The following is a 15688-nucleotide window of genomic DNA, read 5'->3' as shown; positions in this document are numbered from 1 at the left end:
GTTCCTGGCAACTCGGTTGTGTATAAAATTTAAAATACGGACTAAAGTCCGTGGGTACGTAAAAGCCCCAATCGTTCCGATTGGGGCTTTTTTATTGGATTAAACTGCCCAGTTTCCTCAAACCATCGGCAATCTGCCCGTCGAACGGTCGGCCGAAACTCAATCGGAAGTAATTGGAAAACCGCCCGTCCGTACTGAAAATCTGACCGGGAGCGATGCTGATTTTGTGCCGCAAGGCGGTTTGAAACAATTCATAGGCATTGACCGACTGATTCATTTCCAGCCACAGCACATACCCGCCCTGCGGATTGGTCATCTTGCTGTCCGCCGGAAAGTACTCCGAAATCGCCCGGCTGTATTGGAGGCATTGGGTATGCAGCGCTTTCCGCAGATTCCGCATGTGGAGATCAAATCGCCCGTTTTCAAAAAACAGACCAACCGCCAACTGTGTCACCGTGGTGGACGAAACCGCCGTCATCCGTTTCTGATTGAGGACGTTGGGTAAAAACCGCCCTGGTAAACACCAGCCTACGCGGTAGCCGGGCGCCAGCGTTTTCGAGACCGACGTACAGAGCATTACCAGCCCGTTCTGATCAAAACTTTTGCAGGTTCGGGGGCGTTGTTTGCCAAAATAGAGTTCGCCATAAATATCGTCCTCAATCAATGGTACCTCGTGATGAGCGAGCAGATTTACCAACTGCCGTTTATGCTCGTCGGACAAGCAACTGCCGGTTGGATTGTTGAACGTCGGCACAAACAGACAGGCTGCAATTCGGACGGTTTTCAGCGCGTTTTCCAGGTAATCCAGATCCAGGCCGGAAACCGGGTGCGTCGGAATTTGCAACGCCTTCAAGCCCAGACCCTGTAAAACCGAGAAAATTCCGAAGTACGTCGGGCTGTCAATTGCCACCGTATCGCCTGGCACGGTCACGGCCCGAAGGCAGATCATCAGCGCGTCGACACAGCCGTGGGTGGTTACCACTTCATTTTCTGTAACGGTGATACCACCCGAAACCGCATAGCGGGCAATCTGCGTGCGTAACAACCGGTTTCCCTGCACTTCCTCGTAATTCAGGCAACTGGCCGGATGCTTCCGCAGCGCTTCGGCCAGCGCTTTGTTGAGTTTACTCTGCGGCAGTAATTCGAGAGCGGGCGTAGCCAGCGCCAGCTGCGTCATTTCTTCATCACTGCGATGCTGGTAGACCTGCGCAATCATGTCATCCACACTGATTCGGGCCGGATCGGTTACCGGTTTTGATTCAATGGGTGCAGGAATCAAATGGCGTTTGCGGTAACACACATAATAGCCTGACTTGGTGCGCGCTTCGATCATCCCCTTCTTTTCCAGCTCACAATACGTCCGAAAGGCCGTACTCAGGCTAATTCCCTGCTCTTCGCTCAGGGCCCGGACAGACGGAAGTTTGTCACCGGTTTTCAGGACACCAGTCATAATCAGGTGCTCAAACCGTTCGGCCATCTGCTGGTATAAAAAATCGGAAGAATCCGTCGCAGTAATTTTAGTCATTAGGCAATCTGTTATGCTCGAAATTTAAAAAACTGAATCTGTTTTTCGAGCGTTCAGCTCCCGTTTTTTACAAAACGATAACAACCTGTTTACTAATTGAACCATCCAGGATCCGAATCATGACAAAAATCCCTTTCTATCAGGTCGACGCTTTTACCGATCAGCCTTTCGCCGGAAACCCGGCTGGCATCTGTTTGTTTGAAGACCACCAGTTGACCGACAACCAGTTACAGGCCATTGCCGCCGAGGTGAATCTTTCGGAAACCGCTTTTCTCTGGCCATCCGCCAATGGCTATCACCTCCGCTGGTTTACACCCGCCGTCGAGGTGGCGCTCTGTGGTCATGCCACACTGGCGAGTGCGAGTGTCTTGTGGGAAACCGGTCGCGCATCGCGGGATTCACCGATCCGGTTTCAAACGCTCAGTGGGGAGTTGATCGCCCATCCGGGAACCGCAAACTGGATTGAGCTGGATTTTCCGGCTCAGTACGGCACTGCCGTTACGTTACCTGACGGGCTCTGCCAGGCATTGGGTATTGAGCCGGTTCCGGCGTTATTTATGGAAGACCGGTATCTGATCGAACTTGCCACGGAAGAGCAGGTTCGAAATCTCAAACCCGATTTCCGGGCGTTATCGCCCTACGACCACGCCATCGTGACCAGCCGATCCGCGCTGGGTTCGCCTTTCGATTTCGTCTCCCGGTTTTTCACGACCCGGGCCGGTATTGACGAAGACCCCGTGACGGGTTCAGCCCATTGCTGTCTGGCGACGTATTGGGCCGACAAATTGGAGAAAACTGAGTTTCTGGCTTATCAGGCGTCGGAACGGGGTGGTATTCTGAAAGTTCGGCTGGAGGGCGACCGGGTTCGTCTGACGGGGCAAACCGTCATGCTAATTGAAGGTACGTTCCGAATACCGGTTAACTAACTGTTACGCATCTTGTCCGACAGTAAACATTCCAAACAAAAAAAGAGGTGGTCAGCAAACCGCCAACCACCTCTTCATCTGTCAAACAAAATTTATTTTTCTGCTACGGTTAGGCAAAACCGCACGACGATTTTTTTAATCAACCGCATCGTCGCCGTCTCCTGCCCCGCCGACTGGATCAACCAATGCGTCTTCGTTTTCGTTGACCATCGCCCGGATTTTCGCTTCCAGTTCGGCCATCAATTCCGGATTGTCGGACAGCAGGTTTTTAACGGCATCACGACCTTGTGAAAGACGGTTTCCTTCGTACGAGAACCAGGAGCCGGATTTTTTCACGATTTCCAGCTCAACCGCCAAGTCAAGCACTTCGCCCACTTTCGAGATTCCCTGACCGTACATGATGTCAAATTCGATCACTTTGAACGGAGCGGCCAGTTTATTCTTCACCACTTTCACTTTCGTGCGGTTTCCGATAATATCGTCGCCGTCTTTAATCTGTCCAACCCGGCGAATATCCAGACGAACCGATGAATAGAATTTCAGCGCGTTACCACCCGTTGTCGTTTCAGGATTACCAAACATCACGCCGATTTTTTCGCGTAACTGGTTGATAAAGATGCAGCAGCAACCGGTTTTATTAATCACCCCGGTCAGTTTCCGCAGCGCCTGAGACATCAAGCGCGCTTGCAGACCCATTTTGCTTTCGCCCATATCGCCTTCCAGTTCGGCTTTCGGAACGAGAGCCGCCACGGAGTCAATAACAATGATGTCGATGGCACCGGAGCTGATCAGGTGCTCGGCAATTTCGAGCGCCTGTTCCCCGTTGTCGGGTTGAGATATCAATAAATTTTTAGTGTCGATTCCTAATTTTTCAGCATAGGAGCGGTCGAACGCATGCTCGGCGTCGATAAATGCAGCCAGACCACCGGTTTTCTGAGCCTCGGCAATGCAATGCATCGTCAGTGTGGTTTTCCCCGACGATTCCGGCCCGTAGATTTCAACGACCCGTCCGCGCGGAACACCACCGATACCCAGCGCCAGGTCCAACCCCAGCGAACCCGTCGAAATAACCGGAATATCAACGACTTTACTTTCGCTCAGCCGCATGACAGTGCCCTTGCCATAGGCTTTGTCCAACTTTTCAATGGTTGTTTGCAGGGCTTTCAGTTTGTTGTCCGTAGCCGTACTAGCGGTTGCTTGTGCCATGTGATGTGTTTTTCCTCAAAAAATGATTTTTAGTATGATTAGCCTTATAAAATTACGATTTTGCGGTCAGATTTGCAAGGGCCGTTGTAAAAAATAAATAATACATGAAGCGTATTATACGCACACCGAACCGTCAAATTCTCACACAATTTAAACAGAGTTGCGAAAATAACAATCATTTTCGCTGGATATATATATTATTTATATGTTATTTCTATTTTAGAACGCATATAACTTTCGCACAACCGGACAACCAGTCCTTCGATCAGCGGTTGGTGGTCGACAGCACCCGAAAACTAAATTTTCGCTTCAACAGCCTGGGATTTGCCAAAAACAACGAGTTTTTTGGACCGATCGCCGACGGTTACACGCTTTTCGGTTACCAGCTCAATCCCCGATTAGCCTATCAACCTGCTCCGAACGTGGTGCTGGAAGCAGGTATCTATTTGAAGAGCGACTTTGGCCAGGAACGAATCACCCAGCTTGCGCCGACGTTCACGGTGAAATTCCGGCACAAAAACTGGAATTACCTCTTTGGGACGCTGGAAGGTTCCGTTAGTCACAAGCTGATCGAGCCGCTTTACAATTTCGAGCGGTTGCTGCGGCAACGCATTGAGAACGGTCTGCAAATCAACCACCAAACCACCCGGACATTTTTCGACTTCTGGATCAGTTATCTGCAAAATACGCTTCCCGGTTACACCCGACAGGAACACTTCTGGGGAGGATTTTCGCTGGAGCGGTCGTTGCTGCACAAACCTGGTTTTCAACTTTCGATTCCGGTTCAGCTAACGGTTTTTCACGCCGGAGGGCAGAACATCGTCAGCCCATTACCGGTACGAACTGCTCTGAACGCTGCCGCGAGCCTGAGTGCCAAGTGGCAGCGCAGAACGAGCGGTTTTTTGCGGTCGGCCCGGCTGGATACTTACGTGGTGGGTTATTCCGAAAATGCGGAGAAGAACTACGCGGGGGGCGGTTTTTATCCCAATCTGACCGTCCAGTTCAAGCCCCTGACGGTTTTGATCAGTTACTGGCGCGGAACGAACTACCGGGCCGAATACGGTGGGGATTTATACCAAAGTTATACCCGACGATTCAACAGTGTCTATCAGGAGAAGAATCGCCAGTTAGTGATCGTGCGATTGTTAAAAGATATATCTGTAAGCGAGGGAGTTTCGGTCACGGCGCGGTTTGAACCGCATTATGATTTAAACAACGGAAAATTTGAGCATTCGGAAGGGGTTTATATCAATTTTCGGCGGTAAAAAACCGGAAGAGTCTCTACTTTTGTTTATGGTAAAAAAAATCCTGCTGGCGCTTTTAGGCGTATGTATCGTGCTCGGAATCGCGTACCACGAGTTGATCGGGTACGGGTGGATGCAGGCCCGGGGGCAATTCAGGATTTTGTGGAATACCCGCCCGGTTGAAGAAGTACTGGCCGACGCGTCGTTTCCGGATTCGCTGAAGCAGAAAATTGAACTTATTCAGGAAATCAAGCGTTATGCCGTTGATTCTCTGGGTATTAATCCGTCCAAAAATTATACTACGTTTTATGACCAGCATGGTCAACCGATTCTGTGGGTAGTGGTGGCTTCGGAAAAATACCGGCTCAATGCAAAAGAATGGGCGTTTCCGATCATTGGCACGTTTGCTTACAAAGGCTTTTTTGAACACGAACGCGCCATGCAGGAACTCGACGCCCTGAAACAACAGGGCTACGATACGCGTTTAAATGAAGTATCGGCCTGGTCGACCTTAGGATTTTTCCGCGACCCGATTCTGTCGTCGATGCTGAAACGTTCCGAAGGGCAGCTGGCCGAATTGATTATTCATGAACTGACACACGGCACGCTGTTTGTGAAAGACAACCTGGAATACAACGAAAACCTCGCCGATTTTGTCGGTGAATATGGTGCATTGAAATTCCTGACCCAGAAATACGGTGCCGATTCACCAGCGGCACTCGATTACCTGGATTCGAAACAATACGGTGAAAAATACGACGAGCACGTGTTGCGGGGGACGCTGAAACTGGATAGTTTATACGCCACTTACAACCCTCAAACACCCGAACGGGTCAGAGAGGAAAAGAAGTGGCAGTTGATCGACCAAATTGTGGAAACCGTTGATACGCTGGAAACCAAGCCCGTAACGGGGCCACCGGTTACTAAAAAGCGTCGGTTCAATAAACAGAATTTACCAAATAACGCGTACTTCGTAGCCTACAAAACGTACCGGCAGCAACAAAACAGTTTTCGGCGCGAGTTTGAAGAGAAGTTTAACCGTAATTTTAGTCAGTATCTGACGTATTTGAAAAAAACGTATCCGTCCCTGTAATTTTCTGTGACGGTTGAGTACCCTTTTATGGCGGTTCATGCGTTTCTAGTGGTAATAACCTATCTCTAATCTTGAAATTTGCGGGGCCATGGGTCAAGCGATCATGAAAAAAGTAGTCCTCATTTTGTCCATCATCACCACCGCGGCTTTGTCGCAGGTGGCGTTAAAACCGGATAATGCCTATCGCCGGGTTGCCAACACCAGTTTTGGCGCGGGCGAACACCTGGAATATAAGGTCCATTACGGAATTTTTAACGCAGCAGAGGCTACTGTCGATGTCGCTCCAACGCTGTATAAAGTCAATGAGCGGCCTTGTTACCGGGTAAATATTTACGGTCGCACGGTGGGCGCTTTCGATCTCATTACCCGCATTCGCAACACCTGGCGTTCTTACATTGACACCACGGCCATTCTGCCGCAGAAATTTTTTGCGCACATTGAAGAAGGCAACCACCGCAAGGAAGAAAACGTCACCTTCAATCATTTCAATAACACCGTTCAGTCAGAAGAAAAAACCGAAAAGGATATTTTTAAGGTGCCCGACAACGTACACGATGTCATCAGTGGTTACTACTACCTGCGGACCATCGATTTCAGCCGGGTCAATACCAACCAGACTATCGAAGTTCCGGCGTTTTTCGACGACCAGATTTACAATATGAAAGTCCGCTACCGCGGCAAGGAAACCATCAAAACCAAGTTTGGCCATATCAACGTCCTCAAGCTCAACCCAGTTTTGCCCGAAAACAAACTCTTTAAGGGCGAAGATGCCATTCGGATCTGGGTATCGGACGATGCCAACAAAATCCCGGTGAAAATCGAAGTGGAGTTGTGGGTCGGTTCGATGGAAATGGACCTGAAAAAGCATTCCGGTTTACGCAACGACCTGCGGTTTTTTAAACAGTAACGAACGTATGCCCGGACCGCCGGGTGGCCCCGTTTAGTCCGTGGCTTTCTTATTATTCTGAAGGCCACGGACTAAAGTTCGGGCGTACGTAATGAACCCCGGCAAATGGTCGTAGGAAATTTCCGAATACGGTTTTTCCTCCGCTCCGAAACTCTGATAATACGCCTTCACCGACTCCGCACCCACCGCCGGGCTTTCAAAATCGAACGCCATCGGCTGTCCGGCAAACTCCTCAATCAGTCGATTGATCATCCAAAGTCGAGCCTGTTGTTTCCGGCCGGATGTAGATGCCCCATTGAAGAGGTAAATGATTCGGTCGCGATCCAGAACGAACAAACCACCTGCTTCGGCCGTTTCCGAATCCGGTTTTCGAGCCAGCCAGATGCGCGCCAATCCCCGGTTTTGCAATGCATCGACGGCATTGGCAAACCGGTCGTAGATCGTTAAATCGAGGTTTATTCCCCCAACGGCTTTCTCCTCATTGTGTTTCCGATGCAAGTGAATCAGCGGCCGAATGTCCGGTTTTTCCTCCACGACCCAATCCGTATTGCGCGCCCGGTTGAGGTTTATTTTCCGATCCATGGCGTAGTTTCGGAAGAGGTCTACATACGGTTTATCCAGCGGCAACACGTGATTGTGACGCTTGATCACCGAAAAACTGTCTGGAAATTGCAGCTCGGTTTCGTTTGTTTCGTTAAACCGGTACGAAACAATCCACTTAAAAGTGTGCGTTAACTGGCGAAAAAAAACAGCTGATGCAGATGGGAGATCGAAGGTATCCCGGCTGAAAATGCCCAGTTGCTGGCAATAATCCGGCTGGTAAACGTAGCGAATACCGTATTTTTTTTGGTAGACGACCGGCATCACGGCCACGTATCTTCCCCGATCTTCGGCCACCACTCCCCCCCAGTACGGTGCGCCGGCGCCCGTTGTCAATGCATCCAGGTACCACGAAAACGCGTAAATCAGCCGCTGCGCCGATACACCCACGCAGTCATCCCACAAAACCGGGTTTATGTTGGCGCGATCCAGATACCGAATAGTCATCACGGAAAAAGCGTTTGGTGCAGCCATTTCTTTATCCGGTGCAAGAACTGCACCGATTCCGGCAACTGGTTACTCACCAACCGGAAATAGGATTCGGATTCAGCCCCGAAACTGCGGTTAAAAGCCGCCAGATTTTCCACTTCGGGACTTTCAAAATCAAACCAGAGCGGTTTCCCGGCATATTCCCGGATAAATTGATCCAGAATAAGCGTCCGCGCGTTGCCTTTGCGGCCTTCCGGGCTGGCTGAACAGAAGAGATGGATGACCCGGTTTACATCCGTCACCAGCAAACAACCCGCTTCCACCCGACCATTTTGCACCGCCACCCGGATTCGAACCTGCTGCCGACGCTGTAAAACCGCCACCAGTTGCCGGAGCTGCTCGTAAGCCCCCGGCGCAACCCGACCGATGCCCGCCGTGTTGTGGTTCCGAAACAAATCAATGAGCGGTTCTACGTCATCGGTATCTGCAAAATCCCAACCGTAGTGCAATCCGCGTTTCAGATTCGTTTTCCGATCTTTGGAATAACCCGCAAACAGTTCACTGTAAGGGCGTTGTAAATTCAGAACGTGGTTTGTCAGCGGAAGTACCTGCGTAGAATCGGTGGAGCGTTCAGAGGTATTGGCCGGATGAATCTGGTACGACGGGATGTAGCGAATGTGATGATAAAGTGCCCGAAAAAACCGGTCCCAATCTGCCGTATCGGGTGTTTTATCCGCAGCAAACAGCCCCAATTGATGGCAAAAAAGCGGCTGAATAACCGCCTTAACGCCATACCGTTTCCGAACGGGTAATGGCATCACAAACGCATAATCATCTGCTACCAGCAATTCCCAACCCGGCGATACCACATCCAGATACCACGAAAACGCATAAATCATCCGTTGAGGAGAAAGCGCTATGCACCGGTCATATGCCTGATCATCGATTTGATTTCGGGAGAGGTAGCGAACCAAGGGGATTGCAGTTTTCGGTGTTCGGGTTACGGTATTCGGTTGCGGTTTCCCGCCGGAACTGACGCGGTTATTTCTAACCGTTAACTGAAAACCGTAAACCAAATTACCTTATTTCAATGAGCTTTTCAGCTTATCGATGGTTTCGCGGAGTTGCGGGTTGGTGTTGGTCAGGTCGCTGATCGTTTGGATGGCGTGGATCACCGTGCTGTGGTCGCGGCCGCCGAAGTGGTAACCGATTGATTTCAATGATAGCTCGGTCTGGTCTTTGGCCAGGAACATGGCAATCTGACGCGGAAAAACCGCTTCCTTCTTGCGGCTTTTGCTCTTCAAATCGGCGACTGTAACGCTGAAATGAGCCGCTACAACGTCCTGAACCGTATCGATGGTAACTTCTTTTTCCGAGTCGATGATGATATTCCGCAGCGTGTTGCGGGCCAGATCGAGGTCGATTTCCCGGCGGTTGAGCGATGCCTGCGCCATCAGCGATACAATCACGCCCTCCAGCTCCCGCACGTTCGTATTGATGCTGTGGGCCAGGTATTCGATGACGTTGTTTTCGATATAAATGCCTTCGGCCAGCAGTTTTTTCTGGATGATCGCCGTCCGCGTTTCCAGATCCGGCTGGGTCAAATCCGCCGTCAGTCCCTGCTTAAACCGCGATTGAAGCCGGTCCTGCATGCCCTGCAAATCGCGCGGGGCGCGGTCGGAGGTCATGATGATCTGCTTTTTCGCGCCGTGCAGGTGGTTAAAAATATGGAAAAAAGTCTCCTGCGTTTTTTCTTTTCCTGCCCAGAACTGCACATCGTCGATGATCAGCACGTCGACCTGCATGTAAAAACCCATGAAATCCCGCAGCGAATCGGTCCGGATGGAATTGATAAACTGGGTCGTGAATTTTTCGGAAGAGACGTAAAGGACGAATTTATCCTGATTATTATTCTTGATGTAATTGCCAACGGCCTGCACGAGATGCGTTTTACCCAAACCGACCCCGCCGTAAATCATCAGCGGATTGAACGCCGTCGTTCCCGGATTTTGGGCAATCGCAAAACCCGCCGAGCGACCCAGGCGGTTGCAGTCGCCTTCGATAAAATTATCAAAAGTATACGTTGGATTCAGGTATGAATCCAGTTGCAGCGAATCGAGGTCCTTCATTTCGAAAGGACTCTTCAGAATATCGGCGTCCACATTATCGGGCTTGGCCGTCTGGGGCGATTTGGTGGTCGGTACGTTGACTGTCAGTGGCTTACTCCCTTCGTCGCCTTTATCCACAATGATGGAATACTGTAATTGCCCGTGGTGACCGATGGCAAAATCGAGCGCTTTCCGCAGCAAATGTACGTAGTTTTCCTCCAGCCATTCGTAAAAGAACTGGCTGGGTACCTGGATGGTCAGTTCGCTGCCGTTCAGGCGCAGGGGAACAATTGGCTCAAACCAGGTCCGAAAACTCTGGTCAGGAATGTTCTCCTGGATCACCTGCAAGCAGCGGTTCCAGACCGTCACTGCTTCGCGCTGTATGCCGGGTACGGATAGGTTCACAGTTACATTTTTGCCAACATAAAGCTAAATTGCCAAGCGACAATTAGCCCGGTGGGTGAAAAAAGGGAGACAAAAGTAGAAAAAAAATCAGAGCAGACAAGGTGGCTTACCCAACTCTGAGCGGATAAAAATACGGCCCGATTTTTTATCTATCAATACAGTAAAATAGATTATAAAAATAATACAACCCAGAGGTGGACAGTCGCGGATTCTGCTGTGGCTTTACTCCGAAAAGACCTAACTTTGAAAAAATGGTTGAATGGTTTTGAGGGTTGAATGATTCAAAATGGTTTCGACGGTTAACCAGATAACGTAGTTTGAGTGATTCACGATCGCTGCTGTAATGAAAGCCATCTAACCATTTTTAACCATCCAACCATTCCCCTTTAAGATGTTCGTTATGCCCGATCTCACTATACAAAAATGGTTTCCGTCCGTCACCAAAGCGGAATGGATTCAGCAGGTTACAACCGACCTGAAAGGAAAATCCATTGAATCGCTGAATCGAACAACGCTGGACGGCCTTGAGACAGAACCATTTTACACTGCCGAAGACCTTGCTAATCAGTCACGTACCGAAAACCGATCAACCTTGACAACTGGTCGACCGCTGGGCTGGCTAACGGTTCCCGATGTACCATTCACGACTGAACAGGAAACCAACACGATCCTGCGGGATTGGCTCACGAAAGGTGCGGACGGTTTTCGGATCGACCTGAGCGGTTTTGAGGTTGCTCAACTGGATTGGCTCCGGCTGCTAAATGGCCTGAAACTGAGTGAGACGCCGGTTTGGCTCCGGACCAACGGACAATCAGGGCAGGCGGCCAACGCCCTGAACCGGTTTTTGCCGTATCAACTGAAAGGCGGATTTTTCGATGAGCCGATTGCCCGTCGTCTCCAGTTCGGAAATGATCCGAAAGAAGCTATTGCGCAGGTAACTGAAGCCACACGGCTGACCCTGAATTCTCCTCAGTTCCGAACCATTACTGCCGGAAGTACGGTTTTTCACAACTCCGGAGCAACGGCCACGCAGGAACTTGCTTTTACCCTGAATACGGTCGTTGACCTGTATGACCGGTTGACGGATTCCGGATTAACCGTTGAGCAAATCGCTCCGAAAACCGCGTTGTCGGTGTCCGTCGGAACGAGTTATTTCACTGAAATCGCCAAGCTCCGCGCGCTCCGCATCCTCTGGCAGCGGCTTTTAGCCTTTTATGATGCATCGTTCATCCAAGCCGGCGGACCAATTCCTCAATCCTCATTTATCCACGCTCAAACGTCAACGTTTTATGATTCCACAGCCACGCCCTACAACAACCTGCTCCGGGCGACAACCGAAGCCATGGCTGCCGTAATCGGTGGGTGTGATTCGCTGACCATTCATCCGTACGATGCGGTTTTCGAAGAACCCGACGCGTTTTCCAACCGGATTGCCCGCAACATTTCGATTTTGCTGAAGGAAGAAGCGCACCTGGACAAAACGCTCGACCCATCGGCGGGTTCGTATTACCTCGAAACGTTGACGAAACAATTGGTTGGATCGGCCTGGGACTTGTTTTTGAAAGTGGAAAACCTGGGCGGTTTGTTGAAAGCAGTCGAAAGCGGTTTTATTCAGGAAGAAATCGACAAGGCGTATCAGGCCAAAGTTGATGCCGTGGAAAATGGGCGAATTCTGGTGGGCGTAACGAAGTTTCGGAGCAACGAAGCGGCCGTTGCCAGCCCCGAACGTTCCCCTACTAACGAACCGGGCTTAGCCGAACGACGGTTAGCCGAACGTTTTGAATAACTTATATCCGCCAAACCGGTATGCGCCCGACTTTCAAGACGACACCCCCTCAACCCTCCGCCGACTCAAAACCGCCGTCGGCTACCAGCTCCGCACGTCCTTTCGTCACTTCCGAGGGCATTAAAATAAAACCGCAGTACGAACCCGCTGACCTCGTCAATGCGCAGCACCTCGGCTCCGTGGCCGGAATTCCGCCGTTTTTGCGCGGACCGTACAGCAGCATGTACGTGACACAGCCGTGGACCATTCGCCAGTATGCCGGTTTTTCGACGGCGGAAGATTCCAATGCTTTTTACCGCCGGAATCTGGCCGCCGGGCAAAAAGGGCTTTCGGTTGCGTTCGATCTGGCAACCCACCGGGGTTACGATTCGGATCATCCTCGCGTGTTCGGGGATGTCGGAAAAGCCGGGGTTGCCATCGATACCGTTGAGGACATGAAAATTCTGTTCGATCAGATTCCGCTCGATCAGATGTCGGTGTCGATGACCATGAACGGAGCGGTTTTGCCGATTCTGGCGTTTTACATCGTGGCCGCCGAGGAACAGGGCGTTCGGCCGGAACAGTTGTCGGGAACGATTCAGAACGACATTCTGAAGGAGTTTATGGTGCGAAACACGTACATCTATCCGCCCGAACCGTCGATGCGCCTGGTCGGCGATATTTTTGCCTACACAAGTCGCTACATGCCGAAGTTCAACTCCATCAGCATCAGCGGTTATCACATGCACGAAGCAGGAGCGCCCGCCCACATCGAACTGGCGTATACGCTGGCCGACGGCCTGGAATACATCCGGACGGGTCTGAAAGCCGGGATGAACATCGACGACTTTGCGCCCCGCCTGTCGTTTTTCTGGGGAATCGGCATGAACCATTTCATGGAAATTGCCAAAATGCGGGCGGCCCGGGTTTTGTGGGCGACACTAGTCAGATCGTTCGATCCGAAAAATCCGAAATCGCTGGCGTTGCGAACCCATTGTCAGACAAGTGGCTACAGCCTGACCGAACAGGATCCGTTCAACAACGTAGCCCGAACGTGTGTGGAAGCGCTGGCGGCCGTTTTGGGTCATACGCAGTCGTTGCACACCAATTCGCTCGACGAAGCGATTGCCCTGCCCACCGATTTTTCGGCCCGAATTGCCCGCAACACGCAGCTTTATTTGCAATACGAAACCGATGTTACCGCCATTGTTGACCCGTGGGGCGGTTCGTATTACGTTGAATACCTGACCGATCAATTGATCCAGAAAGCCGGGGCACTGATTCAGGAAGTGGAAGCGCTCGGCGGCATGACCAAGGCCATCGAAACCGGTTTGCCCAAACTGCGCATCGAGGAAGCAGCCGCCCGCAAACAGGCCCGGATCGATTCCGGCAAGGACGTCATTGTCGGGGTGAACAAATACCGGCCCGAATCCGAGAAAGAAATCGAGTTGCTGGAAGTTGATAATCAAGCGGTTCGCGAGGGTCAAATCCGGCGGATTAACGAAATAAAGCAGAAACGGAATACGGAGAAGGTTGAAGCAGCACTGCAGGCGCTAACTGACGCAGCTATGAACCCCACCCCCAGCCCCTCCCCCGTAGGGAGGGGAGAAGGACCAGAGACATTTGGCACGAGACCATTTTTCAATAGCGAGGCAGAGAAGTGGAAAGTGCTTAAAAACTTTGCTCGTGCAAGCCGGAAAGAGCCTACAAAAGCGGAAGAACTGTTATGGGAACAACTACGAGGTAAACGATTGCTCAATACAAAATTCTGCCGGCAACACGCTATCCAGGATTTTATTGTTGACTTTGTGTCGCTTGACAAACAGTTAGTTATTGAAGTCGACGGCGAAATACATGCAAAACAACAGGCATATGACGCGCTAAGAACGGAGTATCTGAATGCTAATGGGTTACGGGTAATCCGTTTCACTAATGACGAGGTCATTAATAGTATGAATATCGTCTTATCCAAAATTAAAGAAGCAGTCGAGTTACCTAATCAGTCCACTTTTCCCCTCCCTACGGGGGAGGGGTCGGGGGCGGGGTTCAAGGAATCAAACCTCCTCGCCCTTGCCATCGAAGCGGCCCGTTACCGCGCCACCTTAGGAGAAATTTCGTACGCTATGGAGAAAGCATTTGGCCGTCACAAAGCCACCATCCGCGCCGTGTCGGGGATTTATTCCGCCGAAGTATCCGATGATGAAAACTTCCGGCTCGCCCGCCAGTTCACCGACCGGTTTGCCGAACGGGAAGGTCGTCGCCCCCGGATTCTGGTCGCTAAAATGGGACAGGACGGCCACGATCGGGGTGCCAAAATCATCGCGACCAGCTTCGCCGATCTGGGCTTTGATGTCGATATGGGACCTCTTTTCCAGACACCGGAAGAAGTGGCCCGTCAAGCCGCTGAAAACGATGTTCACGTTGTTGGCGTATCGAGTCTGGCAGCGGGGCATAAAACGCTGATTCCACAATTGATCGAAGAATTGAAGAAAATCGACCGGGCCGACATTCTGGTCATTGCGGGCGGAGTAATACCCGCGCAGGATTACCAGTTTCTCTACGATGCGGGCGTGAAAGGTGTTTTCGGACCGGGCACGGTTATTTCGGTAGCCGCGCAAAAAATACTGAAAGAGCTCATGCCGGAGTTGGGCGGGCAGTAACGTATAGTTACTTTATTGAAATTCAAACCCTTAGCTACAAAACAAACGTTCAATGGCCTGGAACCCAGACACCTACAACAAGTTCAAATCCGAGCGGTTTGCCCCTTTTTATGACGTACTGGCGTTGATCGAAGTCCGCGAGCGTATGGACGTCATTGACCTGGGTTGCGGAACCGGCGAACTGACCCGCAAACTCGCCGATGCCCTCCCCTATTCCAATGTGCTGGGCGTTGACTCTTCGCAGGAAATGCTGAATGACTCACTCCCCTTTGCCAATGAGCAGGTCCGGTTCGAGCAGAAATCCATTGAAGATCAGGTTCGAAATTCCGACAAAAAGTGGGATCTGGTTTTTTCCAATGCCGCCATTCAGTGGGTCGATGACCACGAAGCCCTGTTGCCAAAAATCATTTCCCTTCTCAAACCAACTGGGCAATTAGCCATCCAGCTCCCGGCACAACATCACAACGCCCTGAATAAAATGTTGAACGATCTGGCTGACGAAGAACCTTTTAAAACCCAATTACAGGGCTGGCAACGGACTCCACCGGTTTTAGAAATTGAGCAATATGCGCGCTTGTTATTTGAGAATGGCGGCCGGGAAATAACGGTTTTCGAAAAGATTTATCCACTGGTTGTGTCAGATTCAACGGCACTTTATGAGTGGGCGTCGGGAACGACTTTAATTCCGTATACCGAAAAATTAAACGACGAAAACCAGCACCGGTTTATAAACGAATTCAAAAACCGCCTGCAAAAACAGTTTGCAAAAGCACCGGTTTTTTATCCGTTTAAACGGATTGTGATGAAGGCTGTTTTTTGA

12 protein-coding genes are annotated in these 15688 nt (G+C 50.8%); 7 read left to right on the top strand and 5 right to left on the bottom strand.

Going from position 1 to position 15688, the window contains the following annotated elements; genetic code table 11:
- Window positions 1-91: 91 nt before the first annotated feature.
- Complete coding sequence (locus EHT25_RS18125) at window positions 92-1525, bottom strand: aminotransferase-like domain-containing protein (RefSeq protein WP_124876546.1); 1434 nt, start codon at window positions 1523-1525, stop codon at window positions 92-94.
- Between the two features lie 119 nt (window positions 1526-1644).
- Between EHT25_RS18125 and EHT25_RS18120 the strand changes: the two genes are divergently transcribed.
- The gene (locus EHT25_RS18120; RefSeq protein ID WP_124876545.1) at window positions 1645-2451 is read left to right on the top strand and encodes a PhzF family protein; all 807 of its coding nucleotides are present in this window, start codon (window positions 1645-1647) and stop codon (window positions 2449-2451) included.
- A gap of 135 nt (window positions 2452-2586) precedes the next feature.
- Here the strand turns inward: EHT25_RS18120 and recA are convergent, their stop codons facing one another.
- Window positions 2587-3657, bottom strand: coding sequence for a recombinase RecA (gene recA, locus EHT25_RS18115; RefSeq protein ID WP_124876544.1), 1071 nt, complete (start codon window positions 3655-3657; stop codon window positions 2587-2589).
- Between the two features lie 275 nt (window positions 3658-3932).
- Between recA and EHT25_RS18110 the strand changes: the two genes are divergently transcribed.
- From EHT25_RS18110 to EHT25_RS18100, 3 genes are all read left to right on the top strand, one after another.
- Window positions 3933-4922, top strand: a complete 990-nt coding sequence (locus EHT25_RS18110; RefSeq protein ID WP_148095893.1) for a lipid A deacylase — start codon at window positions 3933-3935, stop codon at window positions 4920-4922.
- Window positions 4923-4950: 28 nt separating this feature from the next.
- A complete protein-coding gene (locus EHT25_RS18105; RefSeq protein WP_124876542.1) occupies window positions 4951-5994 on the top strand; it encodes an aminopeptidase in 1044 nt (347 codons plus the stop codon).
- A 103-nt stretch (window positions 5995-6097) separates the two neighbouring features.
- On the top strand, window positions 6098-6901 hold the full coding sequence (locus EHT25_RS18100; protein WP_124876541.1) for a DUF3108 domain-containing protein: 804 nt from the start codon (window positions 6098-6100) through the stop codon (window positions 6899-6901).
- A gap of 33 nt (window positions 6902-6934) precedes the next feature.
- Here EHT25_RS18100 and EHT25_RS18095 read toward each other — a convergent pair whose 3' ends face one another.
- From EHT25_RS18095 to dnaA, 3 genes are all read right to left on the bottom strand, one after another.
- A complete protein-coding gene (locus EHT25_RS18095; RefSeq protein ID WP_124876540.1) occupies window positions 6935-7975 on the bottom strand; it encodes a hypothetical protein in 1041 nt (346 codons plus the stop codon).
- Window positions 7948-8904: a GNAT family N-acetyltransferase gene (locus tag EHT25_RS18090; protein WP_124876539.1), complete on the bottom strand. Its 957-nt coding sequence runs from the start codon at window positions 8902-8904 to the stop codon at window positions 7948-7950. The genes EHT25_RS18095 and EHT25_RS18090 overlap by 28 nt, the downstream gene beginning before the upstream one ends.
- Window positions 8905-9012: 108 nt before the next feature.
- Window positions 9013-10422, bottom strand: a complete 1410-nt coding sequence (dnaA, locus tag EHT25_RS18085; protein ID WP_124877091.1) for a chromosomal replication initiator protein DnaA — start codon at window positions 10420-10422, stop codon at window positions 9013-9015.
- A gap of 421 nt (window positions 10423-10843) precedes the next feature.
- Here dnaA and EHT25_RS18080 point away from each other — a divergent pair, with 421 nt between their 5' ends.
- From EHT25_RS18080 to EHT25_RS18070, 3 genes are read left to right on the top strand one after another with little or no spacing between them, the layout of a single operon-like run.
- Window positions 10844-12229 (top strand): methylmalonyl-CoA mutase family protein, encoded by a 1386-nt coding sequence (locus EHT25_RS18080; RefSeq protein ID WP_124876538.1) that lies wholly within the window; start codon window positions 10844-10846, stop codon window positions 12227-12229.
- A gap of 20 nt (window positions 12230-12249) precedes the next feature.
- Window positions 12250-14868, top strand: a complete 2619-nt coding sequence (gene scpA / locus EHT25_RS33185) for a methylmalonyl-CoA mutase (protein WP_124876537.1) — start codon at window positions 12250-12252, stop codon at window positions 14866-14868.
- Window positions 14869-14920: 52 nt separating this feature from the next.
- On the top strand, window positions 14921-15688 hold the full coding sequence (locus EHT25_RS18070) for a methyltransferase domain-containing protein (protein WP_124876536.1): 768 nt from the start codon (window positions 14921-14923) through the stop codon (window positions 15686-15688).

Source organism: Larkinella rosea, assembly GCF_003858635.1.
GTDB classification, from domain to species: Bacteria; Bacteroidota; Bacteroidia; order Cytophagales; family Spirosomataceae; genus Larkinella; species Larkinella rosea.
The sequence above is the reverse complement of the archived record's forward strand: the minus strand, read 5'-3'. Positions and strand labels throughout refer to the sequence as shown.